Source organism: Rhizobium oryzicola (assembly GCF_030504645.1).
GTDB classification, from domain to species: Bacteria; Pseudomonadota; Alphaproteobacteria; order Rhizobiales; family Rhizobiaceae; genus Neorhizobium; species Neorhizobium oryzicola.
Map to the genome: position 1 here is coordinate 526,613 of NZ_JAUKWQ010000002.1, position 22,833 is coordinate 549,445.

Below are 22,833 nucleotides of genomic sequence, written 5' to 3' on the forward strand. Positions count from 1 at the left end.
ATTGAAAAAATGAAAACGAGCAGCGCGCCCCAACATCCGAGCGAGATAAGGAGAGCGCACCAGGTGACGGAGCGAGGCGGCTTCATGGCGTCGCTCTTTCGGGCTGCGCTGTTCCGTGTAGAAACGACAACCTGGGCAAGGAAATGCGGCTGACATGGCGCGTACCGGAGTTGGCTGCCGGTCGCAGGTGGTAAATGATGACCTTGTCGGGGCGCGAAAGATCTGGCTGCGGCTTCGGATCATGCAGATCAATCATCCGCGAAATGCCGTGATCCGTCATGAAGTTGCGGGCGTGGTCCGCTGTCACGTTGAACTGTCTGGCGATTTCCTCTGTCGTATAGCCAGCGAAAACCAGCTCGCGTATGCGTTCAACGTCCGAAGGAGTAAGGAGGACTGTGGACATCATGCCGCCCTCCGATCAAAGCGAACATGGCTCCCATCTGGGCAAACCATTTCCAGTTCGTGAGGCACTCTCCGGCACTCCGCTTCAGCCTCGGCGCGGGTGTATTTCCCTGCTGACTGGGTGTCTGTGGAGTAGCCCGCGTATTGCGATCGGTAATAGGAGCCCTTGTCGCGAGCCCAGATCATGTAGGTTTGCTCAGTCCCGAAGAGGATCGTCTTCAAGGTGTGCGCACGCTGGAAATCCATGTGCTGGACCGCAATCTGCAACTCGCGCTCTAGCCTGTTGCGCCGTTCTTTTTCGTTGCGCTTCACACGGAGATCGGCAGGAGCGGCTGTGTAGAGTTCAAAGCACGCCTTGTTGCGCAGCTTTCCACCAGCGATCACCCACCACATGTTGTTGATGTTGTAATAGGCAGCGCCGCGTAGGATGCGCCCGCTGTAGTCGGCGAACCAAACCGTCTGACCTTGATCGAGCAGCGCACCATCCTTGGCTTTTCGATTATGGTCACCGCTGGGCACGGGCCTGCCGAGGGCTTTGTCCTTATGCCGGCTTTCAGCGTAGCGCTTTTCGATCCGCGCCATCGGTCGAAGATGTTCTTCATTCCGACGATCGACCGTGATTGGCGCGACACCCTCCAGCCAAGCGATGACGCGGCGAATCTCCAACTCCACCCGGCGCGCATCCTGCGCCGACATTCGCTTGAGTTTGTCGAAGTCGTAATAGCGGCCATGACTATTGATTTGCGGGGCAGTCTCCGACCAGAACTCCACCTTCACGACACGGCCCGCTACTTCGATCGCGCAGCGAAGAGTGCCCTTTGCGCCCTCCCGCTGAAACGGACTGAGCGATGGCCAACGAATACGGGTTTCCCGGTCGGCCCGGATGGACCAGCCACGTGCACGCATGCGGCGGATCAGTTCGCCGTAGATCTCCGTGCGGAAGGACGGGTCATTTGCATCGTCCTGCCAGATGCCGAGGCTGGCGTCGTGAATTCTGATTTCGAGAGGCTTCCTCATCACGCCCTCCGGTTTTCGCGGGTGGCAAGCAGGTGGTGCAGCTCGTGATCCATCTTCGCGCCACCGCGCGCTGCGTTGGTGTGGAAGGCAATGCCTTCCGCCATGCGGCAGGCTTCCTCAATCGCCGCGGTATCACCTCGCTCAGCCCGACGCAGGGCGGCTTCCGCCTGTTTCAGGTAACCGGCGGCGGCTGCCAGTTCCGCCTGGCGCATGCGATCACCCAAGCTGGGGTGGCTGGGAAACGGGATTATGGTTACTTCGGGTTTCATGCTTCCTCCGCCGGCGGGGCAACCACGCCGCTGTTGATGAAATCGGGGAAATTCGGGCCGGTCGGCCGAGCCTTCCTGCCATCTAGATGCTTGAAGACGGTCAGCGCCCATTGACTGACTATGGCCGAAGCCAAATCCGATGGCGTGCGCCCCATCTCGGCCGCAATGCGGTTCAGCCGTGAACGCTCGGTATCTGTCAGTGCGAGCGTGATGGGCGAGGGTGCCTCCATGGCGGATCATGGGCTAGCGCCCTCAGATCTTGAAGGCAGCGTAAAAGCCGAGCCCGTAAACGACGGCGGCCGACAGAAGGCATTCCGCCTTGCGCTGCAACAGCGTAAACCACACGCTTGCGAAGAATGACGCTGCGATGATTGCCAGGCCGAACACGCCAACGATGAGCCGCGAGCGGCGCACCAGTTCCGCAAGATGCGCCACCGAATTATCATGCGCATGCCAAAACGCGCTTTCCGGGTCGTTCGTGCCGGGATTGTCAAGAATTACGGGCTGCATGGTGGTTCCCTTCCATCCGTTTGCAATGCCGCCTGCCGGGGTGGAAGCAGGCGGACATGCAAGCGGATCTTCAGGCGGCGCGGCGTTGAGCAGAGGCGACGATGCGACCTGCTTCAGCGGAATAGCGGTCAATCTGTGTCGATGTGTAACCTTCGGCGATCAGCTCGTCGCGGGTGAGGCCAATTCCGCGCTCCAGTGAAATGTCTGCCATTTCCTGGGCGATGTTGCGGGCGATAACGGGATTATGGTGCTGCATATTCGTTCTCCATCCTTTGGACATGCAGCACCCATCGCCGCGTCCAGAACGGGCGTTCGCTTCACGGCGATGAGGCTGCGTTGACCGATCGGGCAACTTCACGAGGCCAATCGGATGGAGGGGATGTTACCCATTATGGGGAATATTGCAACCCCAAAATGGGGAAGTTTTTTAAGGCGAGCTCGTTGCGTTCAACCCTGTTCGAGAAGTTCAAGCAGATTGCGGATTTCAGAGCACGTCTTTTCGCGCCCGAGCGCCTCAGATTTATCTCGGAAATTTGTCGTTGCTAGCGTTTCAAACTCGGCTCGAATTTCATGCGGCGCTTCAGGAATCAGCTTTACAAGACTTGTCGCGGCTTTCCCCTTCAATGGGAGGCCGCACATCTGTCCTTCACGCACCAGCGCCAGTGCATAGATCGCCTTTTGCCTATCTGCGCTTGTAGGTGGCTTCGGTTTTTGAGTATTGGGCGCGGCAGCTGGCTGCGCAACTGATTGTCGCCAGCCCTGGGCTCGCATGCATGTTTCAAAAACGTTTGCGGATCGGACCGCGTTGTCTAAAGAATTGACGATTTGAACCGTGTTTACATAAGTTGGCGTGCCAAAAGCCACTACGGATCGCTCAGAAGATTGTGCAAGGAGTTGGCACTTTGCCTTTGCCACCTCAAAGTTCTCAGGGTTTTGAGACAGTGGCTCATAGGTCGCACTAGTTTGGCAGCTAGCCAAGGATATGCCTAACACCACTATCGTCGCCGCTCTTTTTGCCATCGCGCTAATCCCCCTGCCGCAACCTAAAGCAGAAAACTTGTACAATTGGCATGGGTTAGCGCAAGAGTGGAGGGAAGCTTAACCGGTTAAATTACCGTCTCAATTGAAGATTTCCTTGTATTCCGCCTTGTTGCGCCACGTGCTTTAGGGCTGAGCGAGGCAATACAGCAAAAATTTCGCCTATCCAATCGAGTTGAACATTCTCAATAGGGGCAGCATTCCACGAGATCAAGTTTACCCCCGAAGAACCCTTTGTGATCGTCTTGATAAAGCGTCTACCATCCGCCGTCCTGACTGCTGCTTCCTCGCCGTAAAATGCTGACAAGGGACGCTTTTGCTCACGGTAAACGATCACAACAGATCTATCTTTGAAGACGGGCAACATGGAATCACCCCGTACCTCGAATGCGACCATGTCGTCGGGCAGCGGAAATGGAACCTCAATTTGATCCAGACCTTCCGGGGGCGTCTGCTCGTATTCGGGCATTATTTCCGCCCCAGCTCCGATGTATCCCATGATCGGCACTGTTTCTCGATCCGCATCTTCCAATATTTCGGCTGGCCTTACCTGAAAGGCGCGAGCTGCCAATTCAATGTAATCTGAGGTAAGCCGCCGCTCCCCACGCTCAAGTTTGATGAACTGACCGCGTGAAACACCCATAGCGTCGGCGGCCTGTTCGTGCGTCCATCCGGCCGCTGTGCGAAGTTGTTTTAGTTTGTTTCCCATAGTGGGGAAATAATTCACAGGGCCGCTCATCTGTCGCGCCCCATTTTGGGGTTGCAAGACTTCCCCATTATGGGTAAGTTTTCCGCATGCAGCTGAACCACTACATGACCATCAACGCAATTAGCGATGAAGATTTTGCTGAGTTGATCGGCGGTGTTTCTGCGTCTGGCGTTAAGAAGTGGCGGTACCGAGAGAGGGTTCCTCGGCCGGAACAGATGCGCCGGATCGCAGAGGTGACGAGATCTGCAGTCTGCCCGAACGACTTCATTCTGGTTAGGGAGGCCGCTGAATGATGCGCCTCCGCTTCGATGTTCCCAGCGCGGGATTTTCCCTATTTCCCCGCGCCACCTGCCAGCCGGTCCTCGGGTCCAGCCCGAGGATGACCTCGCCAAATAGAGGATCGGCTGGCTTTTCTTTTCCCCTGCGCGCATCGGCTTTCCTCCTCCTCTGCGGCCGTCGCGCACGCCCCGGCGTTGTCCTCCTCCCACGGCGCCGGGGCACCCCCCTTCACCTATCGCGGCTGGCGGACTGCCTTCTGGCTGCCGCGAGGCGCCGCCGGTTAACGATTGGAGCCGGCGGCGCTCCCGTTCCTGATGTGCCTGAATGTGCATGCGGGCCTCCATGAGCTGATGGCCTGATTACTCGCATCCCCTGCTTCTTCCCAACACGGGAAAACCTGAGCCGCTTTCCCTGCTCGGGAACGTCTTTTTGCTTTCTGGAGGTAACCGCAATGAGTGCATTGCTTTTTCGGTTGAAGGCGGCGCAGCGCGATCTGATTGAGCGCTGCGGCGGCATCATGCGCGTGGTGGAGAAATCCGGCTATTCCAAGAGCGAGGTTGGCCGGTGGAACAATGCCGGTGAGCCGGACCTGATGCCGCTTTCCGCGATTGTGACGCTGGAGGCAGATTGCGGCCTGCCGTTGGTGACCTGCGTGCTGGCGGAAGCCAATGGCCGGCGGCTGACGGACCCGGAAGAGGAGCGGCGCGCCGAAAGCTGCGTGATCGCGCGCCATGCCGATGTGATGCGCAACGCGGCGGAACTGGCGCAATCTGTTGCTCTTGCCATCGCGGACGGCCAGGTGACCCCCGCTGAAGCGTCCGGCGTGGACCGGATGGCGAGTGCGCTGGAGAAATCGGTCTCGGATCTTCGTGCTGCGGCGGCGGCGATCAAGGCGCGCGGCGGCGACAAGGCCCAGCTGCATGTTGTGGGCGGGGAGGGCTGAGCCATGGGCTTTACCAAACTTTCCCCACCAGAAAAGGCGAAAACCGGCTGCCTGAAGATCTTTACTGCCCAGTGGGGGGGGCGCAATGCGCAAATGCGCATAGCCATCTCCATTCCCGGTGCCCTCTACACCATCGCCTTCGGGGCGGCGGAAAAGCTGGATCTCTTTCTGGGCGACGGATCAGATCTCGGCAAGCTGATGCTGAAGCCTGCGGAAGGCGATGGCGGCTTCAAGGTGAAGATGCTGAAGAACACCTTCATCGTGACGCTTCCGGTGACCGAGGATATACCGCAGATCAGTCTGAAATACGATAATCCCGACCATCGCACCCGCGCGGGCGAAAGCCTGGTGATCGATCTACCGGAATGGGCCTTTGTGAAAGGCAAGTGGCGAGAGATCCAGAAGGCGCGCGCCACGGCAAGTGCGCAAAATAGCGCACAGGCGGCGGCCAACCCGACCACACGCAAGGATGCGCTTGCGCGCATCGGCAACTTGAAGTGACGGGCCAATGACAGAGGATCGCCCGCTCACAGGCCGCATCGTTTTTGATTTCGATCCACCGGCAATGGCTATGACGCTGGACATGATGCTGCGGCGCATTGTTGCGCCGGAGGATCACGCGGCTTTGCTTGCCGTGGAATGCGGCATGGACCGGCGCGCGGCGGAGCGCCTGCAGCGTGTGCCGCGTGGCCAGCCGGTGCAGCCATGAGCAAACGCCGCGCCGCCTTTCTTTCCAGCCGGACGCACTGCCCGCAATGCGGGCGGGCGCGTGTTCTGCCGATGGAAGGGGACGCGGCGCATTTCGAATGCGGAATGGTGGTGGAGCTGAATGCGGGAAGCTTTGCCGTGGTGGTGCCGTGCCGGCGGCCATCCGAGATCTCCATTCGCCACTGGAACCAGCAGACAGAAAAGGAATGAGCGGATGGTTCGCCAGGTGGGGGCCAACAGGGATTTGATGCGCCGTCAGCGGATCAGCGCGCAAGCGCTGGAGCTGTGGCGCGCAGGCGATATGAGCACATTTTGCATCGCCCGCGAACTGGAAACGGATGAGCGCGAGATCTGCCATATCCTTGAAGAGGCAGAGGGCCGCGCCACCAAATTTGAAGAGGGGCGGGTGTGATGGCTGATGATTTTGACCCTTTCGCCATTGCTGGCGCTGGCCGATCAGCGGAAGCAGACCGCAAAACAGGTCGCGCGATCGGCGATTCAGGACCGTCTGCGAATTTGGCGCGTGATCAGCTGCGGGACTTTGTCGAGCGCATCGAGCGGCTGGAGAAAGAGAAGCAGGAAATCGCCGATTTCATCAAGGATGTCTATGGCGAGGCCAAGGCGTCCGGCTTCGACCCGAAAATCCTGAAGCGGGTGATCGCCATCCGGAAGAAGGATCTGGCTGAGTGGCAGAAGGAAGACGCCGTTCTCGATACCTATCTGTCGGCGCTGGGGATGGTGGCCGATGCCTGATCCCAAAAAACCGTTCAGCATTCCCGGCCCGAACCAGCTTGCGGTCATTCGCGCCGCCGTAAAAGATGGGCGGTTTGAAGAGGTGACGCAACCCAGTGATCGCAAGGCCGCTCTGAAGGCCAACAGCCTGGGCTTCCTGGATCGCGACAGGAAATCGGCGTCCATCTGGTACCCCACCGACAAGGCGCGCGCGCTGCTGACCTGGCTGGAAAGCGAAACGCCTGCGGGTGAGGGGAATCAGCCTGCGCCATACCAGCTTTTGCCGCCGCTTTCGCCGGAAGATTATGCAGCCCTTGAAGCCGACATCATTGCGCGCGGCGTACTGGTGCCGGTGGAATATGACGAGGCAGGCAATATTCTCGATGGGCACCACCGGGTGCAGATTTGCGAAAGCCTTGGCCTTGTCGATTGGCCGCGCTTCGTCCGCAAGGGCCTGTCGGAAGAGGAGAAGCGGGCGCATGCGCGGGCGCTGAACCTCAACCGCCGCCATCTCAGCAGCGCGCAGAAGCGCGAGATCATCGAAGAGCAGCTGAAGGAAACGCCCTCGATCTCTTCCCGCGCCATTGCGGCGCGCATGGGTGTTGATCACAAGACGGTTTCGGCGGTGCGCAGCTCGCTCGTTTCGAATGGGGAAATTCCCCAGTTGGAAAAAACGGAAGGCCGTGATGGCAGGATGCGTCCGGCAAAGCCAATGCGCACAATGTTTCTGCCTGACCGCGCCAATGTTAAAGAGCTGAAGGTGGTCGCGAAGCAGATCCGCGACAGGGAACGCGAGGTCAGTCGCTCCGTTCGCACGGGGCTGATCAACGCCATTGCCGAGCAGGGCAAGGTGGTGGCGGGTCAGATGCCGCGCGCTGCCTTTGCCGTGGGGTATGCAGATCCGCCATGGCAGCAGGAAGCGTGGAGCGACGAGACGGGACAGGATCGCGGCCTGATGTATCCCGCCATGCCGCTCGACGAGATCATGGCGCTCTGCGCTGGCGATCGCTCTCCGTTCACGGCGGATGCGATCCTCTATCTCTGGGTGACCACCAACCGGCTGGATGACGGCCTTGCCGTTTTGAAGACCTGGGGCTTCGACTACGTGTCTGCCATCACCTGGGACAAGGTGAATATCGGCATGGGCCGTTGGGTGCGCGACCGCACGGAACATCTGCTGATCGGCAAGCGCGGCAATTTTCCGGGCCTGATCCCCGGCACGCAGCCGGAAAGTATTTATGCGGAGCCCAAGACCGCGCACAGCCGCAAGCCGGTGTGGTTTGCCGAACAGATCGAGCGGCTGTTTCCCGACATGCGCAAGCTGGAGCTTTTCCAGCGACGCGAAAGCCTCAGCGAGGGCGATATCCGACGGAACGGGAACTGGAGTTTCTGGGGTTTCGAGGCCTCGGAAGGAGAGGCAGCATGAACGTGTTTGCGGGGACATTGTTCGGGGATGCCAGCACCTCCGATCTGCTGCAACAATATGGGCGTCTGCCGCCACTGATCGTGGACAGTTTTGCGGGTGGCGGTGGCGCATCAACTGGTATCGAGATGGCACTGGGTCGGCCTCCCGATATCGCCATCAACCACAATCCGGCGGCGCTGGCGCTGCATGCCGCGAACCATCCGCAGACGCTGCACCTTTCGGAAAACGTCTACCATGTCGATCCGCTGGATTACATGCGCGGGCGGCATATCGGGCTCATGCATTTCAGCCCGGACTGCAAGCACTTCTCAAAGGCAAAGGGCGGCAAGCCGGTGGAGCGCAACATTCGCGACCTAGCCTGGATCATTCCCGGCTGGATCGAGCGTATCCAGAGGAGCGGCGGCAAGGTGGATGTCGTCACCATGGAGAACGTCGAGGAATGGAAGGATTGGGGACCGCTTGTCGAGACGGACAAGGGGCTGATGCCCTGTCCGGCGCGGCGCGGCCAGACCTTCAAGGCATGGTGCAAGGCGATCCGCAAGCTTGGCGGCAAGATCGAATGGCGGGAGCTGCGTGCCTGCGATTACGGCGCACCGACGATCCGCAAGCGGCTGTTCCTCGTCATCCGGTTCGATGGTCAGCCGATTGAATGGCCGGAACCGACACATGGCGATCCAAAGAGCGAGGATGTGCTCGCCGGCCGCAAGCTGCCATGGCGCACCGCGGCGGAAATCATCGACTGGTCTCTGTCATGCCCGTCGATCTTTGACACGTCAGAGCAGATCATGGCGAAGCACGGGCTTCGTGCCATTCGTCCGTTGGCAGACAATACCATGGCCCGCGTGGCGCGCGGCATGAAGCGCTACGTTCTGGATGCGGAACGTCCATTTATCGTAAACCTGACCCACGGCGGGCCGGAAGAGGATGCGGCGCAGCCGTTCCATACTATTACAGGCGCGAATCGTGGCGAGAAGGCCGTTATCTCGCCCTCCATCACGAGGTTCAATAGCGGCGCAACCGGTTCCGATCTGCGCGAGCCCATGTCGACCATAACGGCCAACAGCTACATCCAGCGTTCTGGCGGCGCCGCACCTTTGGGCATGATCGCGCCCGAACTGATGAGCATGAAGGGGACATCCCGGCGTATTCGCGCATGCGACGAACCCCACCCGGCCATTCTGGCGGAAGGCAATCATTCGGCGCTGATCGCTCCCGTTCTGACCTATGCGCAGCAGGGCGGTAATTGCAGGACGGTCGAAGAGCCGCATCACACGATCACTGCCAGCCAGAAAGACCAGAACGCAGTCATCATTCCAACGCTGGTCGGTTGCGGTGGCAGGGCAGGGCAAAGCCGCCCGCGCGGCGGAAACGAGCCCATGGCGACGATCACGACAAAGGCTGACAGCTGTGTGGCCACAGCCTTCATTGCCCAGCAGAACAACGATAGCCGGCGCGTCGGTGGCGTCAATCCCGGGCGGCCTGCGGATGATCCGCTTTCGACCGTGACGGCAACAGGTGCACAGCAGGCACCAGTTGCTGCTTTCATCGCTCGCCATTTCGGGGCTTCTGTCGGACATCGTGCCGATGATCCATCCGCCACCATCACGGCTGGCGTCAACAAATCGGCTCTCGTTGCTCCATACTTTCAGAAGTATTTCGGCACTGGCGACGGCGCCCGTGAGGACGCCCCTGCCCATACGATCACCGTCAAGGACCGCTTCGGGCATGTCGAGGCGGCGCTCGATGCGCCACCCTTCACTCCGGACCAGGCGGACAGGGCGCGCGAGGTGGCGGACTTCATGCGGGCGCATGGCTTCTGGGACGAACGCGAGTTTGTGACGCTGGAAATGTCAGGCATCACCTTCGTGATCGTCGATATCGGCATGCGGATGCTGACACCACGCGAGCTTTACAACGCTCAAGGTTTCCCGCCGGATTACATCATTGATGGCGGTTGGGAAGGTGAGGGCGAAGACCGCCGCTGGCTAGAGTTTCCGAAGAATGTGCAGGTGTCCTGCGTCGGCAACAGCGTTTCACCGCCGCCCTACGCTGCGATCGTGGCCGCGAACTGCCCGCACCTTGTGGTGCAGCGGGAGGCCGCTGAATGAGCCACGACGCCCGATTCTCGATCATTCCCGGCTGGATCGTGACAGATCCGCGCCTGAGAGGCCGCGATCTGCAGGTGTTGTGCCTGCTGGGTCGCCACACGGACAAGCACGGCTGGTGTCGCCGCAGCCAGGTGAAGATGGCGGACCAGCTGGGCTGTGCTCGCTCCACCGTGCAGGCCTCGCTTGACCGTCTGGGTGACATCGGCGTGGTGGAAAAGCATGTCGAGGAAAGCCGTGACGGGCGCGACAGCGCGCATTCCTACCGCGTGATCTATGACGCGCCGCCGCCGGCTGGCTATGATTTCGATGCATATCAGATTGCGGATGATGAGGAAAATCATCCTATTTCGACGCCTGAAACAGGCACCCCCCCTGCCGGTATATCGGCACCCCCTGCCGGTCCAGAGTCGGCACCCCCTGCCGGTCCTGGATCGGCACCTATTAACGACCCTTATTTAACGATCCCACCTAAACCAGAGAGACAGACGCGCGAGCGCGATTTCGACGGGATTTCGGAAAATGATCCGAAGGCGGCGCTGAAGACTTTCAAGCAGTGGTATCCGACATGGCCGACCTATGTGGATGACAGCGAGCCGAAAGCGCTGAAAGCGTGGATGGATCTTACGCTGGAAGAGCGCAATGAGGCTGCGGAACGGTCGGAAGCCTATATCGCGGCGGTGAAGGCGGCAGGCCGCAAATATGTCTGCTCATCGCCTGTCTATCTTGCCGAAAAGCGCTGGCGGAAGCTGGATGCGCTGGAAGCGGTCAAGCCGAAACAGGCTGGCACGGCGGCATCAGGCCGAACGGCTGTCGGTGTGTTTGGCCCGGCCTATGCGGCAGCACGCATGCTGTCCTTGCTGGATGGTCCTGTTGATTTCGATTTGCCTCCAGACTTGCGCGAGCGGGTGCGGGCAACCTTCGAGGTGCATTCGCGGCGCGGCGGACAGGCAGGCCTCAGCTATCGAGAGCGGCTCGGCCTCGGCCTCGACGAAAATGGCGATCTGATCTTCCCAGATGACTTCGAGCGTCAGGAATGGCGTAGGCGTTTGGCGACGGAAGGTTTCCCGGAAGTCAATAGACTGCACGATGCGGCCAAGGAACGCTCGCATGTGACGGTGGATGGCGCCTTCGAGCGAATGAAGCTGCTTTGCGAATTTGTGCCCGTTGGATCTCAGGCATGGCAGCGGTGGCGCGAGCTGCATGAACTGCGAGGCTGGCCGTTTGTGCCGACGCCTGCGGGCATGAAAGGCGTCTATTTCCCGATTGGCGGGCCGGAAGGCCTGGAAGAGTTCGAGCGTGCGGCGCGCTCGTTGATGCAAGCGAGGGACGAAGATGATGCAGCATAAGGCGCTGATGGGCTTTCCGATTGGGATCGCTCGCAAGGGCGAATCAATGCGCGGTGTGTTGCTGGAGCGGCTTGAGGCCTGCGCGGGGCCATGTGTGAAGCGGTGGTTTGCTGCGCGTGTGATGACTGGCCGCGAATTGGCTGTGGAAAACCAACTGGTGTCTTTGGGCATAGACGCACTGGTGCCGATGCGCAAAGGCCCCGATTTGAGGCGGCGCGGGCGCATCATTCCGGGCGTTCTGATGCCGGTCATCCATGGTTATGTGCTGGTCCATATGCCTCCAGAGGGGGCTGAGCTGGTGGCTTTGCAAGCTATCGATCACTTCATTTCCATCGTCGGCGGATACGAGAATCCGATGCCTATTACGGACAATGAAGTGAAGCGCTTCAAAGCCTTGGCGGATGACGGCGCATACGACTGGGAGCGTCCGACAGGTAAAGTCTTGCGCTCTGGCGATCGGGCCAAACTCTATGATGGGCCGTTCGTCGGTATGGCCGGTGAGGTCATATCTTGCCGCTCTGATGGAAGGGGCGATGTCGTGGTGCTGATCGACATGCTTGGCGGGAAAGTGCCTGTCACCGTGCCTCTTGCAATCTGCGAAAAGCTGTGAGAGTCATTTCGCCGTTGGACAAGCTGATGATCCTGCAGTGAGCCTCTGAGAACACACGAGAGTGTGGGGTGTAAAGCCCGAGGTCGGTACACCGGTCAGCCCCAGCCTTGACGGTCCAAAGCGGACATCGACTCAAGGCCAGTGCGTAAGCTATGGTTTCTGCTCTAATAGCCAATTGATTGCGCGCCTAATGAGTTCTCGGATGAGTTCATTGATGAAGCGTTTCGCTAGATGTTTTGCGATCCTGGTCATGTGACCTCCTTTTGTTGCTTAGGAGGATTGACCGCGAACAGTTGCAGTCACCAATCGGCGTCCTAGTGGGCGCCTTTTTGCATCTATGGGTATGGGTAAGCTCAAGACATTTGCAGGAACAGTCCGAGCGATCGATACGCGAACTGTTAGACCGCCTCCAAAGAAGGCGGATGCTGATCTACTGACGCCGGAGCATCGCCAGTGGGCGAATGAGGTGAAGCGTCGTGCTGGCTATCAGTGCGAGGCTGTCGAGAACGGCATGCGCTGCCAGGTGAAAGCACCTGCAAGATTATTCGCGGATCACATCGTCGAGCGTCGAGACGGCGGCGCGCCTCTCGATCCTCTCAATGGTCGATGCCTCTGCGGTTCGCATCATACCCGCAAGACGGCGGCTGCACGGGCAGTAAGGCTGGCATCCCGGCAGGGGGATGGGGTTTAATCTGCCTACCCGACTTAGGGTGCCTAACCGCACGGGTCCCATTCGCATACTTTTTTTGTACGTCGGCATATTTTCCCACCCGGTGCACTCGATTTGCCGGGCTCCATGCAAGTAGCGCCAATAAACACCAATGAAAACAGAGTGTTGCCCGCTTCCGCAAAGCGGAATTGGTAAAATTCGAGGGTTTATTCCCATTTTGGCTGGGGCGCTGGAACCATGACCGACGAGGTGCAGCAGTTCGATCTCTTCGGCAATCCTTATGAGCCGGGTAGCCGCAAGCATGGGCGCCCCAGTCACGAACCGACAGAGGCGACGATCGTCAACGTGATGGTGCTGCTGGCCGCCGGTCAGACGAACAAAGAAATCGGCAAGGTCCTCGGTCTCGATGTGAAGACCCTGAAGCGGCACTACGGCCACCTGCTCGGTCAGCGCGACGTGATGCTGAACCGCTTGCGCACGAAGCTGCGGACCGCACAGATCCAGATCGGTCTGGCCGGCAACGCCGCGGCGCTCTCGGCGGCTATCAAGTCACTCGATGGTGTTGATGCTGAGCGGATCGAGCGAGAGCTGAGAAACCGCGCGGCCAATGCGCCATCTGGCAAAGGCTACATCAGCAAAAAGGAAACGCGCCGGGAGGCTGCGCGGAATGTCGGGGGCAAGTTCGCGCCTCCGCCGCCGCCGCGGCTGGTTGCAACCAACGGCCAGGCGATAGCCGCCGCTGAGGAAGAATAATTCATCATGCGCTTCACCACGGCCTGTCCAGACTGGGAACGGCGCATCCTCGCGCGCGAAAGCCTGATTCCGTTTGCACCACTATTCCCGGATGAAGCGGAAGCGGCGCTCGATGTCTTCAAGTCGTTGCAGGTCACGGACCTACCAACCTTTTTCGACAAGAAGCTTGGCCGGCATCGCCACCCGACTTTCGGGGAGACCTGCGACGACTGGGTGTTTGATTTCGTCGCCGCGATATTCGGATCGTATGATCCGGATATGGCGAGACGTCAAATCGAGGAGTTCTTTCTCCTCATCGCCAAGAAGAACACCAAGTCCACCATCGCCGCCGGCATCATGCTGACGGCACTGATACGGAACTGGCGCAACAATCAGGAGCTTTTGATCCTGGCGCCGACGCAGGAAGTCGCGGGCAATTCCTTCAAGCCTGCGGCATCCATGGTTCGTGCAGATCTAGAGCTTTCGACGCTGCTGCATGTGCAGGATAACCTGAAGCAGATCACCCACCTCACTACCAAGGCCGTCCTGAAGGTGGTGTCTGCCGATAGCAAGACGGCTTCTGGCAAGAAGGCAGCCTTCGTCCTGGTCGAGGAGCTTTGGCTGTTCGGCAAGAAGGCTGGCGCCAGCGGCATGCTGCAGGAGGCGACGGGCGGCCTTATTTCCCGGCCGGAAGGTTTCGTGATCTACATTACGACCCAATCCGATGAGCCGCCGTCTGGCGTGTTCAAGGAAAAGCTCGATTACTTCCGCGATGTGCGGGATGGCAAGATCGACGATCCGCGCAGTCTTGGAATTCTCTATGAGTTCCCGGATGCGATGATCGATAGCGAGGCCTATCTCGATCCGAAGAACTGGTATGTCACCAACCCGAACATGGGGCGCTCGGTTCGTCAGGATTGGCTGGAGCGAAAGTTCCTCAACGTGCGCAGCGGCGCCGATGAGGAGGGCGACAGCTTCCAGGGGTTCCTCGCCAAGCATCTCAATGTCGAGATCGGCATGCGCAGCCGCGCCAACCGCTGGGCCGGTTCCGATTTCTGGCTCTTCGCGGAGGACGAGGAGCTTGCGTCTCTGCCGCATTTCGATGCGCTGGAGCGGCTGCTGGATCGTTGTGAAGTCGTGGCCATCGGTGTGGATGGCGGCGGCCTTGATGACCTTTTTGGCCTGACGATCATCGGTCGTGAGCCGGAAGAGATCGAGGTTGAAATCAAGGTCAACGGCAAGATGACCAGCGTCTTCATGAAGCCCTGGCTCTCCTGGTCGCATGCCTGGTGCCATCGCAAGCTGCTGACGGCCCGCAAGAAGATCGCGCCGACGCTGCTGGATATCGAAAAGGCAGGCCAGCTGACGATCGTCGATAATGCGCTGGAAGATATCGCCTCGATTATCGAGCTGGTGAAGATGGTGAAGGAGCGCGGTTTGCTCGCCTGTGTCGCGGTAGACCCGGCAGGTATTGGAGATTTCGTCGAAGCTCTTGCGGTTCCGGATGTCGATGTGACCGAGGAGAACGGACTGCTCGTCGGTGTGCCGCAGGGCTTTGGCCTGATGAACTCGATCAAGACCACAGAGCGGCGTCTGTCGAATGGCCTGCTCAAACATTCCGGTGGACCTTTGATGCGCTGGTGTGTCGGTAATCTCAAGATCGAGCCGACTGCAACCGCGATCCGCGCCACGAAGCAGACGGCGGGGGATGCCAAGATCGACCCGGCCATGGCGTTGTTCAATGGGTCCACCATCATGGTGAAGAACCCGGAGGCGCATGACCCGCGCTCGGCATACGAAGATCATGACCTATTGGTCATCTAAGGGAAACCGATGGGCCTTTTCAGCTTCTTGAGCGGACGCGGATCTGCCACGGTCGAAAAATCGAGCGCTGGCGCGCCGGTTTCCGGCGCCTTGCCGATCCTGGGCTCAACCGCATCGGTTGCCGGTGTTCAGGTCAGCCAAGTCACGGCCATGGAGGTTTCAAACGTCTATGCCGCCGTTATGCAGCGCGCCAAGGATTTTGCGCGATGCACGCCGCGCCTGTTCCCGGTTGAGGATGGTCGCAGCGGTGAACCGAACAAAACGCATCCGCTTGCGCGGATCCTGAGGCGCCCGAACTGGGTGCAAACTTGGTTCGAATTTGCCGTGCAGATGCATGTCGCTTTCATCCTGCGTGGAAATGCCTATGCGGTGATTTTGCGCAAGCCAGATGGCGATCCTCAGTATCTGATACCGGTGAACCCGGACAATGTGCTGGTGCTAGAGGCGTCGGATGGCCAAGTGTTCTACCAGGTCAATCGGAGCGGGCTGTTTCAGCTCGCCGTTCTGCGCGACCTTCCTGTTGCTATTCCTGCTGAGGACGTCCTGCATATCCGCAGCCTGTCGTTCAATATGTTGACCGGCGCGCCGACCATTGGACTGGCCAGCAACACGATCGGTATTGCCATGGCACTGGTGCAGCAGGCAGGCCGATGGATTGCTCATGGCGCGCGGCCCGCCGGTGTCTTGCAAAGCAAGAAGAAGCTGACGCCGGAAACGGCCGAACGGCTGCGTCGGCAGTGGGAAGACTTAAAAGCTGGCATCCAGAACGTTGGCAAGACGGCTATTCTCGAAGACGAAATTGAATGGAAGCCAATGCAGCTTACCTCGGTGGATCTGCAATTCATCGAGCAGCGCCGTCTGGCCGTTGAGGAGACGACACATTGGTTCGGCGTTCCGCTCTACAAGCTCGGCAATCTGGGCAGTCTCGGAAGCGTCAAGATCGATGATGCCGAACAGGTTTACGTCAATGGCACGATCATGCCTGACATCGAGATGTGGGAGCAGAAGCTCGAAATGCATTTCGGGCTTGATGATGCCGGTCTCGAAGCCGACTTTGACGAACGCAACCTGCTGCGCGCGTCGGAATCGGTCCGCATCAACAACCAGCGCCTCCGTGTGATGTCCGCCCTGGCCACGCCGAATGAATGCCGCCGCGAAGAGGGGCTGCCGCCGAAACCGGGCGGTGATGTTCTGATGTTCCCGGTCAATCTCGGTGCGCTTGGCTCAGACATTTCCGGAAGCCCGGCCGATGGCGCCGGCAGACCAGATAGCGGCACGCTGCCGGATGGCGGCAATGGCAGCAAGAAACCAGAGACCGATTGAGGGCACCATGGACCTGATCAAAAAAGCCTATTCGGCCAAGTCGGAGGAGCTTGCAGACCGCCAGGTGCGCGTCATCGTGTCAACCGGCGATGTCGATCGCTCCGGCGAAATCATCATTCCTGACGGTATCCGCTGGGAGGCCTATATGGCGACGGGTGCCGGGCCCGTGCTGTGGAATCACAATCAGAACATGCCGATTGCCAAATGCGTGTCGATCGAGCGGCAGGGCAATTCTATCGTGGCGCTTGTCCAGTTCCCGCCGGAAGGTCAGGACGCGGATTCTGACAAAGTGTATGGCCGTGTAAAGTTCGGCTCTGTTCCCGGCGTCTCTATCGGTTTTCAGCCGGTATCCTCTGAGCCGCTCGATAAGGGCAACCCCGTCAAAGGCCCGCAGCGCTATCTGGCCTCGGATATGATGGAGTTTTCCTTCACACCGGTGCCTTGCAATCCTTCTGCTGTCGTCGTGGACAAGTCGGCGCGTGTACCGGTCTGGAAGGTGGGTGCTTCCCGCAATCTGGCGATTGGCAAGGGGCAGGGCGATGATATCCTCGACCATGCCGATTTCGATAGCGACAGCCCTGACACGGTTCTCGCGCGCAAGGGCTTTCTTGCATACGACGCCAGCCGCCCGGATGCGCGGGATGCCTATGTGCTGCCCTTTGCGAAAATGATCAATGGCCATCCGACGGTTGACCCTGATCTGCTCAATGCCGCCAAGTCGGGCCTCGAAACGGCTGGGCTGCCTGACGAGGTTGTGACGAAAGCCCGCGCAGTCATCGAACATTACGAGGGCAAGATGTCCACCAAGCCATCCATCATCAAGGCCGGCGCAACGGTCCAGATCAAGAGCCTGAACCATGTCGCGGAGTTGGCGAGGATCCTGTCAAACCTCTCCTGGCTGGAAGATTGTATGGAATGGGATTGCATGTATGGCGGCGATGAAGCGAGCTTGCCCGGCATCCTCGGCGAAGGCCTGCAGGCACTCGGCTCTGCCCTTATCTCGATGACGCAGGCCGAGGTGGCTGCTCTGACCGATGATCAGAGTGAAGACGAGACAGAGGCAGTCATCAAGGGTGTCGTTTCGGCAGGCGCCTCACCCATGGTGAAGGCTCTCATCATGGCCCACATAAAGGCTGGCCGCAAGTTCTCGGCATCCTCCATCACGACGATGCAGGAAGCCTGTAAGGCCATCAAGGAAGGGCATGACGCCATCGCTGCCTTGATGGACGAAACCGATAGCTCCGACATGGGGCCGACTGACGCGTCCGCCACGGCCGACACGGTCAAGGCGATGACGCCCGCGAAGGTCAAACGCCTGCGCGAACTGGAAGTGCTGCGGCTCAAAACCGCAATCTGATCCCCGGCGACAGGCCGATCCCCAACAATCTGACCGACATCGCGCCGCGGGCGCCACGGAGAGACGCATGACCATTCACACGAAAGTTGCCGACCTGCTCAACCAGCGCCAGAAGGCCTTCGAGGATCTCGAGGCTGTCGCTCTTGCCGATAACACGTCGCAAGAAGAGTACGACGCCAAGAAAAAGGCGGTGGAAGATCTCGACCAGCGCATCAAGCGCGCGCGTGACGCGCAGGCGCTGGCGGCCAGCACCGCCCAGCCTGTCGAGGGGCAGCAGAAGGCAGTCCCCGCTTCGCCGGAAAACGATTCCTACGTCAAGGACAAGACGCTGCTTCTTGGCGGCATTGCCAAGATGATGGGCATGGGAACCGGCAATCTGGATCTGGCGCTCAAGGCGTCCGAGCGCGCTTATGGCGAAAGCCATCCCGTCACGAAGGCGCTTCAGGTTTCTACCGGCTCGGCTGGCGGCTTTATCGTGCCCCCGGATGTCATGAATGAAGTTATCCCATTGCTGCGGGCGCAGTCCGTGGTCCGTGCAGCCGGGCCGCGCAATATTCCGATGCCCCGCGGTACCATGACGCTTCCGGGACAGGCTTCTGCCGCATCGGCATCTTACGGCTCCGAAACCCGTACCATCACCAAGTCCGAGCAGAAGTTTAACCAGATCGTTGCCAGCTACAAGAAGCTGACGGCCCTGGTGCCGGTTTCCAATGATATGATGCGTTATGCGGACCCGGCTGTTGACGCCTTTGTTCGCGATGACCTGGTGAAGGTCATGGGGCTCCGAGAAGATGCGGCGTTCCTTTTCGGTGATGGCACTCAGGATACGCCGCGCGGTTATCTCTCCTTCGCGAATTCATTTGGCACAACACAGGGTATCTTCTCGTCTGCGGCGAATTCCACGCCGGCCGCCGGCGGAAACTGGATTACATCGACGTCGTCCTATACGCTTGCGACTGTTGCGGCAGAGCTCGGCGGCGCAGTCAACAAGTTGGATACGGCAAACGTACCGAACACAAAGCGCGTTTGGTTCATGCACCCGCGCTCCTACAACTACCTGTTCAACGTGCAAAACAGCCTGGGCAGCTACGTTTACCGCGACGAGCTGATGCGCGGCTCGCTTCTGACCTCTCCGGTCATGAGGTCCACGCAATTCCCGATCAACATCTGGAACGTCGATGGGTCGCAGAAGGATTGCAGCTTCGTAATGCTGGTCGAGATGACGGAGGATATCATCCTCGATTCGATGCAGCTGGAGCTCTCGGTCTTCCGCGAAGGCTCCTACATCGACGAAACCGGCGCCACCATTTCGGCAATGGCAAACGATCAGACCGTGATCCGCGCAATCGCAGAGCATGACCACCAGATGCGCCATGATGCTGCGGTCGCTGTCATCCAGTTCGTTCGCTGGGCGCCTGCCATCTCCTGATGTTGATCTGACGGCGCGCGGTTGATCCGCGCGCCTCTCACTGTCGTGTCCACGCGACACTCCCAATCTTCTTCGAGGAACCTATCATGACTTCCACCGCCGTCACTCAGCATGACGTGGCCAGCCTTGGCCGCATTCGCCGTCTCTCCGCTCGTGCATCCGGTACCGCCGGTGGCGCAGGCGACAATACGCTTGTTACCGGCGCCACCATTGACCGCATGTCGGGCGGTTCATTTGCTGGCTCGGCCGTTTTCGCCCTCGTCGGCGAAACCACACTGGCAGCTGCAGCCACCTTGTCGCTTGCCTACACGATCAAGCATAGCCCGGATGGTAGTGCCTGGGCGACCTACGCAACTGGCGCCAATGCGGTAATCTCGACCGGTGCCACTGGCGGTTCCACCAATCTGATCGAGCAGGAAATTCCGGTCGATCTCAATTCTGCCTATCGCTTTGTGCGGCTGGAATTCATCCCAGACCTCTCGGCGGCCAATACGGACACTTTCGATCTGCGTGCCGTTGCCTTCCTGTCTGGCTACGATCGCCTGCCACAATAACCGCCCTATGGCGCGGCAATTGCGCCGCGCCAACCACCACCGGGGAAGGATTGAAATCCATGGACGACGTTTCCGAAACCATCCGCCAGCTGCTGCGGTCCACCGCACTTGGCATCGCTGAGCGCGATCAGGTGCCGCCTGGCATCCTGCATATCCTGTCGGCGCGTGATTTGCTCCTCGGCTCGCTGCTGCAGGAGTTCAACGCCCTGATGAACACCGGCCTACAGGCGAACGCGCCGGTTGAGAGCGATGCGACGCCTGCGGATGAGACTTCGCCGCTTCCGGCGGATGCGACCGCCGCTCCGACAGACCCGGCAGCTGAAGCGCCGGCGCCTGTCGCTGAGGCGACCGCAAGCGAGACGATCGAGGATGTCGCGCATGTCAATGAGCCTGTCGCTGTGCCTGAAGCTTCTGTCGTTGCCGCCGAAGAAGCCGCGCCCGCGGCGGAAGCGCTGCCGCAGCCGGAAGCCGAGCGAGTTGAGGTCGCACAATGAAGACTGTGACCCTGACGCAGGATCTGCGGCCGTGGCGCGCCGGTGATGATGTCCATCTTGAGGACGTGGTTGCACAGCAGCTGGTAGACAATGGCGAGGCGGAAAACCTGCGGCCGTTTGCGCCGCTCGGCGTCCCCATCGAAGACCGCGCCATGAAGCCGGGCGATGGTAAGCGCGGCTATCGCACCAAGGCTGCATAAGGAGCCGTTTGTGGGCTATCGCATCATCACCACTGTCGTGACACCGGCATCCAGCCAGCGGCTTGCATCGCTCGACGATGTAAAGGCAGAGCTGGGCATTACGGACGCCACGCAGGATGCTCTTCTCGGGCGCCTTATTGATGTGTGCTCCGCAGCAGCAGCGCAATTTTGCGATCGGGTCTTTCCGCTGGAAACGGTCAAGGATGAGGTATGGCCGGATCGCGAGCCGCACGGCTGTCAGGTTCTGCCCGGAATTCACGTTCTCCAGCTCTCCCGTTGGCCAGTCGGGACAGTCGCATCCGTGACGGAAAACGGCGACCCGCTGACTGATGGCGTTGGTTATCGGGTTGATCCTGTCGTGGGGCAGGTACACCGGTTTGATGCGAGCGGCTATCCATGCCCCTGGCGAGCCTGGCCCCTCGCTGTCGAATATGAGGCGGGATACGCAGCCGTTCCGCTCGATGTGCAAGATGCGGTGATCCGGCTTGTGCGGGCTCGATATTTCGCTAAGGGCCGCGATCCCTATCTCCGTTCGGAATCGATCGAAGGCGTGCGCTCAGCCAGCTGGTGGGTGCCGACCGGAACGGATGCCGCTGCCATGCCGCCTGACGTGGCGGATATTCTCTCCAACTATCGCCAGCCGCAGGTGCGTTAATGACCCCGCAGGAAGCCATTGCTGCCCTGGACAAGGACATTGCTGCCTACGGCCAGCCCGTGACGCTGAAGCGGGGAGCCCTGTCAGTGGAGACGCGCGCATTCGTGCGCGGATACAAGCCCGCAGAGCTTATTGGCGGCCTGAAGCAGGGTGATAGCGCGGTGATTTTTTCGCCGACCGGCTTGAAAGACTGGCCGGACATGAAGCTCAAGAACGGCGACCAATTCGTCACTGCCGGAAAAACCCGGAATATCGAGATCGCCGACCCTGTCTATATGGGATCGACGCTGGTGCGCGCGAACGTGACGGTGCGCGGATGACGACGTTTGAAGCCTTTGCCCGCGAAATCCGCCTTGCCACCGAAGGCCTCTCGCAAGAGGCCATATCGGCTGAGCTGGCGAAGTTTGCAAAGGAAGAGCTGGCGCGGGCGATTTCCAGCGGCGAGGCTCCCGCCACATACACACGTTACGTCAATGGCCGTGAAGGTGTGCCGGAAGAGGCTGTCGAGGCGCCGGGGCCAATTCTTTACGTCTTCTCGAATTGGAAGATCGTGATTGAGGCGGCGCTGGAAGCGCTGATCCATGCAAGCCCCCGTAAGAGCGGCGACTTCCGCAAATCCTTTGTGGTGATTGTCGGCGGCAAGGCGGTGACCGCCTATGACGATATCCCGTCTGAGGCGGAAGTGATCATCACCAATGCGCAGCCCTATGTGCGCAAGATACAGGTCAGCCGGGGCGGCTCTCGTTTCGGCTCGGCTGGAAAGGGCTCGGCCATCAAGGTTCCACCACGTCTGTTCGATGCGGGGCGCCGCGCCGTCATTTCGCGCTTCGGCAGTTCCTTCGTGCAGGCGGAAGTGCGGTTTCTGGATCTCGGAACGGGTATCCATCCGCTCATTCCATACATCCTGAAAGGTCGCCAGAAGGTGCGTAAGGCCAAGCAGAATATGATGTCGCTCGCATTTCGTGAGGGTCGTGCAACGCTTGCCCGCCGAAAGGTTCTGGAAGCAGGCCAGCGCCTCACGTACCCCTCGCTCGTGCTGAACATGGTGGACTGATGTCGAGCCCTGAAGCGTATTCCGCCATTCATGATTACCTGGCGACCCAGTGGGCAGCCCGCACGCCGCTCGTCTTCGAGAACGAGCAATTCGAGCTGCCTGATACGCCTGCCTATTATGTGCAGGTCGAGATCTTCGGCGATTTCTTCGACCAGGCCTCGATCGGCGGCGGCCAGCCCGTTGCCAATCTGTGGCGTGAGGAAGGCCAGATCCTTGCGCATGTCATGTGCCCGCGCTGGGAAGGCACGCTTCAGGGGCGCACCTATGGCCGTCTGCTTTGCGACCTGTTTCGAGGGCAGGAGTTTTCCGGCATCCGCTTTCGCCGCATCTCGCTTGGGGCTTCGGAGCCGGGCGATGAGGACGGCAATTACTTTCGCATGACAGCCAGCATCGACTGGCAGCGCGACGAGCCCTGACGGGCGCCATTCACGAAACGATCGAGAT

30 protein-coding genes are annotated in these 22,833 nt (G+C 59.8%); 22 read left to right on the forward strand and 8 right to left on the reverse strand.

All coding sequences use genetic code 11. From position 1 onward, the window contains the following. Nucleotides 1-82 precede the first annotated feature (82 nt). From Q2T52_RS09835 to Q2T52_RS09870, 8 genes are all read right to left on the reverse strand, one after another. Nucleotides 83-406, reverse strand: a complete 324-nt coding sequence (locus tag Q2T52_RS09835; RefSeq protein WP_302076537.1) for a helix-turn-helix domain-containing protein — start codon at nucleotides 404-406, stop codon at nucleotides 83-85. Continuing rightward, nucleotides 403-1,419 carry a hypothetical protein gene (locus tag Q2T52_RS09840; RefSeq protein ID WP_302076538.1) on the reverse strand — a complete coding sequence of 339 codons (1,017 nt, stop codon included), beginning with the start codon at nucleotides 1,417-1,419 and terminating at the stop codon, nucleotides 403-405. The genes Q2T52_RS09835 and Q2T52_RS09840 overlap by 4 nt, the downstream gene beginning before the upstream one ends. After that, on the reverse strand, nucleotides 1,419-1,688 hold the full coding sequence (locus Q2T52_RS09845) for a hypothetical protein (RefSeq protein WP_302076539.1): 270 nt from the start codon (nucleotides 1,686-1,688) through the stop codon (nucleotides 1,419-1,421). The genes Q2T52_RS09840 and Q2T52_RS09845 overlap by 1 nt, the downstream gene beginning before the upstream one ends. After that, nucleotides 1,685-1,918: a hypothetical protein gene (locus Q2T52_RS09850; protein WP_302076541.1), complete on the reverse strand. Its 234-nt coding sequence runs from the start codon at nucleotides 1,916-1,918 to the stop codon at nucleotides 1,685-1,687. Before Q2T52_RS09850 ends, Q2T52_RS09845 begins: the two co-directional genes overlap by 4 nt. 22 nt (nucleotides 1,919-1,940) lie before the next feature. Beyond that, nucleotides 1,941-2,198 (reverse strand): hypothetical protein, encoded by a 258-nt coding sequence (locus tag Q2T52_RS09855; protein WP_302076542.1) that lies wholly within the window; start codon nucleotides 2,196-2,198, stop codon nucleotides 1,941-1,943. 70 nt (nucleotides 2,199-2,268) lie between these two features. Beyond that, complete coding sequence (locus Q2T52_RS09860; RefSeq protein WP_302076543.1) at nucleotides 2,269-2,454, reverse strand: hypothetical protein; 186 nt, start codon at nucleotides 2,452-2,454, stop codon at nucleotides 2,269-2,271. 191 nt (nucleotides 2,455-2,645) lie between these two features. Further along, complete coding sequence (locus Q2T52_RS09865; protein WP_302076544.1) at nucleotides 2,646-3,218, reverse strand: hypothetical protein; 573 nt, start codon at nucleotides 3,216-3,218, stop codon at nucleotides 2,646-2,648. Nucleotides 3,219-3,309: 91 nt separating this feature from the next. Further along, complete coding sequence (locus Q2T52_RS09870; RefSeq protein ID WP_302076545.1) at nucleotides 3,310-3,975, reverse strand: XRE family transcriptional regulator; 666 nt, start codon at nucleotides 3,973-3,975, stop codon at nucleotides 3,310-3,312. A 700-nt stretch (nucleotides 3,976-4,675) separates the two neighbouring features. Between Q2T52_RS09870 and Q2T52_RS09875 the strand changes: the two genes are divergently transcribed. The 22 genes from Q2T52_RS09875 (at nucleotide 4,676) to Q2T52_RS09985 (ending at nucleotide 22,805) form a co-directional block, all read left to right on the forward strand. Further along, on the forward strand, nucleotides 4,676-5,167 hold the full coding sequence (locus Q2T52_RS09875; protein WP_302076546.1) for a hypothetical protein: 492 nt from the start codon (nucleotides 4,676-4,678) through the stop codon (nucleotides 5,165-5,167). A gap of 3 nt (nucleotides 5,168-5,170) precedes the next feature. Further along, complete coding sequence (locus Q2T52_RS09880; RefSeq protein WP_302076547.1) at nucleotides 5,171-5,668, forward strand: hypothetical protein; 498 nt, start codon at nucleotides 5,171-5,173, stop codon at nucleotides 5,666-5,668. 7 nt (nucleotides 5,669-5,675) lie between these two features. Next, nucleotides 5,676-5,876: a hypothetical protein gene (locus Q2T52_RS09885; protein WP_302076548.1), complete on the forward strand. Its 201-nt coding sequence runs from the start codon at nucleotides 5,676-5,678 to the stop codon at nucleotides 5,874-5,876. Then, complete coding sequence (locus tag Q2T52_RS09890; protein WP_302076549.1) at nucleotides 5,873-6,085, forward strand: hypothetical protein; 213 nt, start codon at nucleotides 5,873-5,875, stop codon at nucleotides 6,083-6,085. The genes Q2T52_RS09885 and Q2T52_RS09890 overlap by 4 nt, the downstream gene beginning before the upstream one ends. Before the next feature lie 4 nt (nucleotides 6,086-6,089). Then, complete coding sequence (locus Q2T52_RS09895; protein WP_302076550.1) at nucleotides 6,090-6,287, forward strand: hypothetical protein; 198 nt, start codon at nucleotides 6,090-6,092, stop codon at nucleotides 6,285-6,287. A gap of 104 nt (nucleotides 6,288-6,391) precedes the next feature. Then, nucleotides 6,392-6,628, forward strand: coding sequence for a DUF2312 domain-containing protein (locus Q2T52_RS09900; protein WP_302076728.1), 237 nt, complete (start codon nucleotides 6,392-6,394; stop codon nucleotides 6,626-6,628). Beyond that, the gene (locus tag Q2T52_RS09905) at nucleotides 6,621-8,033 is read left to right on the forward strand and encodes an MT-A70 family methyltransferase (protein WP_302076551.1); all 1,413 of its coding nucleotides are present in this window, start codon (nucleotides 6,621-6,623) and stop codon (nucleotides 8,031-8,033) included. Before Q2T52_RS09900 ends, Q2T52_RS09905 begins: the two co-directional genes overlap by 8 nt. Next, entirely contained in the window at nucleotides 8,030-10,141 is a 2,112-nt protein-coding gene (locus Q2T52_RS09910; RefSeq protein WP_302076552.1) for a DNA cytosine methyltransferase, read from the forward strand. The genes Q2T52_RS09905 and Q2T52_RS09910 overlap by 4 nt, the downstream gene beginning before the upstream one ends. After that, nucleotides 10,138-11,487, forward strand: a complete 1,350-nt coding sequence (locus Q2T52_RS09915) for an LvrA C-terminal domain-related protein (protein WP_302076553.1) — start codon at nucleotides 10,138-10,140, stop codon at nucleotides 11,485-11,487. The genes Q2T52_RS09910 and Q2T52_RS09915 overlap by 4 nt, the downstream gene beginning before the upstream one ends. After that, nucleotides 11,474-12,097 carry a transcription termination/antitermination protein NusG gene (gene nusG / locus Q2T52_RS09920; RefSeq protein WP_302076554.1) on the forward strand — a complete coding sequence of 208 codons (624 nt, stop codon included), beginning with the start codon at nucleotides 11,474-11,476 and terminating at the stop codon, nucleotides 12,095-12,097. The genes Q2T52_RS09915 and nusG overlap by 14 nt, the downstream gene beginning before the upstream one ends. Nucleotides 12,098-13,004: 907 nt before the next feature. Beyond that, complete coding sequence (locus Q2T52_RS09930; RefSeq protein WP_302076556.1) at nucleotides 13,005-13,520, forward strand: LuxR C-terminal-related transcriptional regulator; 516 nt, start codon at nucleotides 13,005-13,007, stop codon at nucleotides 13,518-13,520. Nucleotides 13,521-13,526: 6 nt separating this feature from the next. After that, nucleotides 13,527-15,323, forward strand: a complete 1,797-nt coding sequence (locus tag Q2T52_RS09935) for a terminase large subunit (protein WP_302076557.1) — start codon at nucleotides 13,527-13,529, stop codon at nucleotides 15,321-15,323. 9 nt (nucleotides 15,324-15,332) lie between these two features. Further along, nucleotides 15,333-16,646, forward strand: a complete 1,314-nt coding sequence (locus Q2T52_RS09940) for a phage portal protein (protein ID WP_302076558.1) — start codon at nucleotides 15,333-15,335, stop codon at nucleotides 16,644-16,646. Nucleotides 16,647-16,653: 7 nt separating this feature from the next. Beyond that, on the forward strand, nucleotides 16,654-18,003 hold the full coding sequence (locus Q2T52_RS09945; protein ID WP_302076559.1) for an HK97 family phage prohead protease: 1,350 nt from the start codon (nucleotides 16,654-16,656) through the stop codon (nucleotides 18,001-18,003). 67 nt (nucleotides 18,004-18,070) lie between these two features. After that, complete coding sequence (locus Q2T52_RS09950) at nucleotides 18,071-19,432, forward strand: phage major capsid protein (RefSeq protein ID WP_302076560.1); 1,362 nt, start codon at nucleotides 18,071-18,073, stop codon at nucleotides 19,430-19,432. Between the two features lie 86 nt (nucleotides 19,433-19,518). Next, nucleotides 19,519-19,986, forward strand: coding sequence for a hypothetical protein (locus Q2T52_RS09955; protein ID WP_302076561.1), 468 nt, complete (start codon nucleotides 19,519-19,521; stop codon nucleotides 19,984-19,986). Nucleotides 19,987-20,045: 59 nt separating this feature from the next. After that, nucleotides 20,046-20,480, forward strand: a complete 435-nt coding sequence (locus Q2T52_RS09960) for a hypothetical protein (protein WP_302076562.1) — start codon at nucleotides 20,046-20,048, stop codon at nucleotides 20,478-20,480. Beyond that, entirely contained in the window at nucleotides 20,477-20,680 is a 204-nt protein-coding gene (locus Q2T52_RS09965; protein ID WP_302076563.1) for a hypothetical protein, read from the forward strand. The genes Q2T52_RS09960 and Q2T52_RS09965 overlap by 4 nt, the downstream gene beginning before the upstream one ends. 10 nt (nucleotides 20,681-20,690) lie before the next feature. Beyond that, nucleotides 20,691-21,335, forward strand: coding sequence for a head-tail connector protein (locus Q2T52_RS09970; RefSeq protein WP_302076564.1), 645 nt, complete (start codon nucleotides 20,691-20,693; stop codon nucleotides 21,333-21,335). Continuing rightward, nucleotides 21,335-21,655 (forward strand): hypothetical protein, encoded by a 321-nt coding sequence (locus Q2T52_RS09975; RefSeq protein ID WP_302076565.1) that lies wholly within the window; start codon nucleotides 21,335-21,337, stop codon nucleotides 21,653-21,655. The genes Q2T52_RS09970 and Q2T52_RS09975 overlap by 1 nt, the downstream gene beginning before the upstream one ends. Then, entirely contained in the window at nucleotides 21,652-22,389 is a 738-nt protein-coding gene (locus Q2T52_RS09980; RefSeq protein ID WP_302076566.1) for a hypothetical protein, read from the forward strand. The genes Q2T52_RS09975 and Q2T52_RS09980 overlap by 4 nt, the downstream gene beginning before the upstream one ends. Beyond that, nucleotides 22,389-22,805: a hypothetical protein gene (locus Q2T52_RS09985; RefSeq protein ID WP_302076567.1), complete on the forward strand. Its 417-nt coding sequence runs from the start codon at nucleotides 22,389-22,391 to the stop codon at nucleotides 22,803-22,805. The genes Q2T52_RS09980 and Q2T52_RS09985 overlap by 1 nt, the downstream gene beginning before the upstream one ends. Nucleotides 22,806-22,833 lie beyond the last annotated feature (28 nt).

Excerpts from the sequence above, each read along its gene's own strand:
- Q2T52_RS09980 (WP_302076566.1), top strand. The coding sequence starts at position 21,652 with ATGACGACGTTTGAAGCCTTTGCCCGCGAAATCCGCCTTGCCACCGAA.
- Q2T52_RS09895 (WP_302076550.1), top strand. The coding sequence starts at position 6,090 with ATGGTTCGCCAGGTGGGGGCCAACAGGGATTTGATGCGCCGTCAGCGG.
- Q2T52_RS09885 (WP_302076548.1), top strand. The coding sequence starts at position 5,676 with ATGACAGAGGATCGCCCGCTCACAGGCCGCATCGTTTTTGATTTCGAT.
- Q2T52_RS09875 (WP_302076546.1), top strand. The coding sequence starts at position 4,676 with ATGAGTGCATTGCTTTTTCGGTTGAAGGCGGCGCAGCGCGATCTGATT.
- Q2T52_RS09890 (WP_302076549.1), top strand. The coding sequence starts at position 5,873 with ATGAGCAAACGCCGCGCCGCCTTTCTTTCCAGCCGGACGCACTGCCCG.
- Q2T52_RS09835 (WP_302076537.1), bottom strand. The coding sequence starts at position 406 with ATGATGTCCACAGTCCTCCTTACTCCTTCGGACGTTGAACGCATACGC.
- Q2T52_RS09855 (WP_302076542.1), bottom strand. The coding sequence starts at position 2,198 with ATGCAGCCCGTAATTCTTGACAATCCCGGCACGAACGACCCGGAAAGC.
- Q2T52_RS09940 (WP_302076558.1), top strand. The coding sequence starts at position 15,333 with ATGGGCCTTTTCAGCTTCTTGAGCGGACGCGGATCTGCCACGGTCGAA.
- Q2T52_RS09975 (WP_302076565.1), top strand. The coding sequence starts at position 21,335 with ATGACCCCGCAGGAAGCCATTGCTGCCCTGGACAAGGACATTGCTGCC.
- Q2T52_RS09860 (WP_302076543.1), bottom strand. The coding sequence starts at position 2,454 with ATGCAGCACCATAATCCCGTTATCGCCCGCAACATCGCCCAGGAAATG.
- Q2T52_RS09870 (WP_302076545.1), bottom strand. The coding sequence starts at position 3,975 with ATGAGCGGCCCTGTGAATTATTTCCCCACTATGGGAAACAAACTAAAA.
- Q2T52_RS09955 (WP_302076561.1), top strand. The coding sequence starts at position 19,519 with ATGACTTCCACCGCCGTCACTCAGCATGACGTGGCCAGCCTTGGCCGC.
- Q2T52_RS09905 (WP_302076551.1), top strand. The coding sequence starts at position 6,621 with ATGCCTGATCCCAAAAAACCGTTCAGCATTCCCGGCCCGAACCAGCTT.
- nusG (WP_302076554.1), top strand. The coding sequence starts at position 11,474 with ATGATGCAGCATAAGGCGCTGATGGGCTTTCCGATTGGGATCGCTCGC.
- Q2T52_RS09910 (WP_302076552.1), top strand. The coding sequence starts at position 8,030 with ATGAACGTGTTTGCGGGGACATTGTTCGGGGATGCCAGCACCTCCGAT.
- Q2T52_RS09950 (WP_302076560.1), top strand. The coding sequence starts at position 18,071 with ATGACCATTCACACGAAAGTTGCCGACCTGCTCAACCAGCGCCAGAAG.
- Q2T52_RS09960 (WP_302076562.1), top strand. The coding sequence starts at position 20,046 with ATGGACGACGTTTCCGAAACCATCCGCCAGCTGCTGCGGTCCACCGCA.
- Q2T52_RS09985 (WP_302076567.1), top strand. The coding sequence starts at position 22,389 with ATGTCGAGCCCTGAAGCGTATTCCGCCATTCATGATTACCTGGCGACC.
- Q2T52_RS09840 (WP_302076538.1), bottom strand. The coding sequence starts at position 1,419 with ATGAGGAAGCCTCTCGAAATCAGAATTCACGACGCCAGCCTCGGCATC.
- Q2T52_RS09965 (WP_302076563.1), top strand. The coding sequence starts at position 20,477 with ATGAAGACTGTGACCCTGACGCAGGATCTGCGGCCGTGGCGCGCCGGT.
- Q2T52_RS09915 (WP_302076553.1), top strand. The coding sequence starts at position 10,138 with ATGAGCCACGACGCCCGATTCTCGATCATTCCCGGCTGGATCGTGACA.
- Q2T52_RS09845 (WP_302076539.1), bottom strand. The coding sequence starts at position 1,688 with ATGAAACCCGAAGTAACCATAATCCCGTTTCCCAGCCACCCCAGCTTG.
- Q2T52_RS09880 (WP_302076547.1), top strand. The coding sequence starts at position 5,171 with ATGGGCTTTACCAAACTTTCCCCACCAGAAAAGGCGAAAACCGGCTGC.
- Q2T52_RS09945 (WP_302076559.1), top strand. The coding sequence starts at position 16,654 with ATGGACCTGATCAAAAAAGCCTATTCGGCCAAGTCGGAGGAGCTTGCA.
- Q2T52_RS09850 (WP_302076541.1), bottom strand. The coding sequence starts at position 1,918 with ATGGAGGCACCCTCGCCCATCACGCTCGCACTGACAGATACCGAGCGT.
- Q2T52_RS09930 (WP_302076556.1), top strand. The coding sequence starts at position 13,005 with ATGACCGACGAGGTGCAGCAGTTCGATCTCTTCGGCAATCCTTATGAG.
- Q2T52_RS09935 (WP_302076557.1), top strand. The coding sequence starts at position 13,527 with ATGCGCTTCACCACGGCCTGTCCAGACTGGGAACGGCGCATCCTCGCG.
- Q2T52_RS09865 (WP_302076544.1), bottom strand. The coding sequence starts at position 3,218 with ATGGCAAAAAGAGCGGCGACGATAGTGGTGTTAGGCATATCCTTGGCT.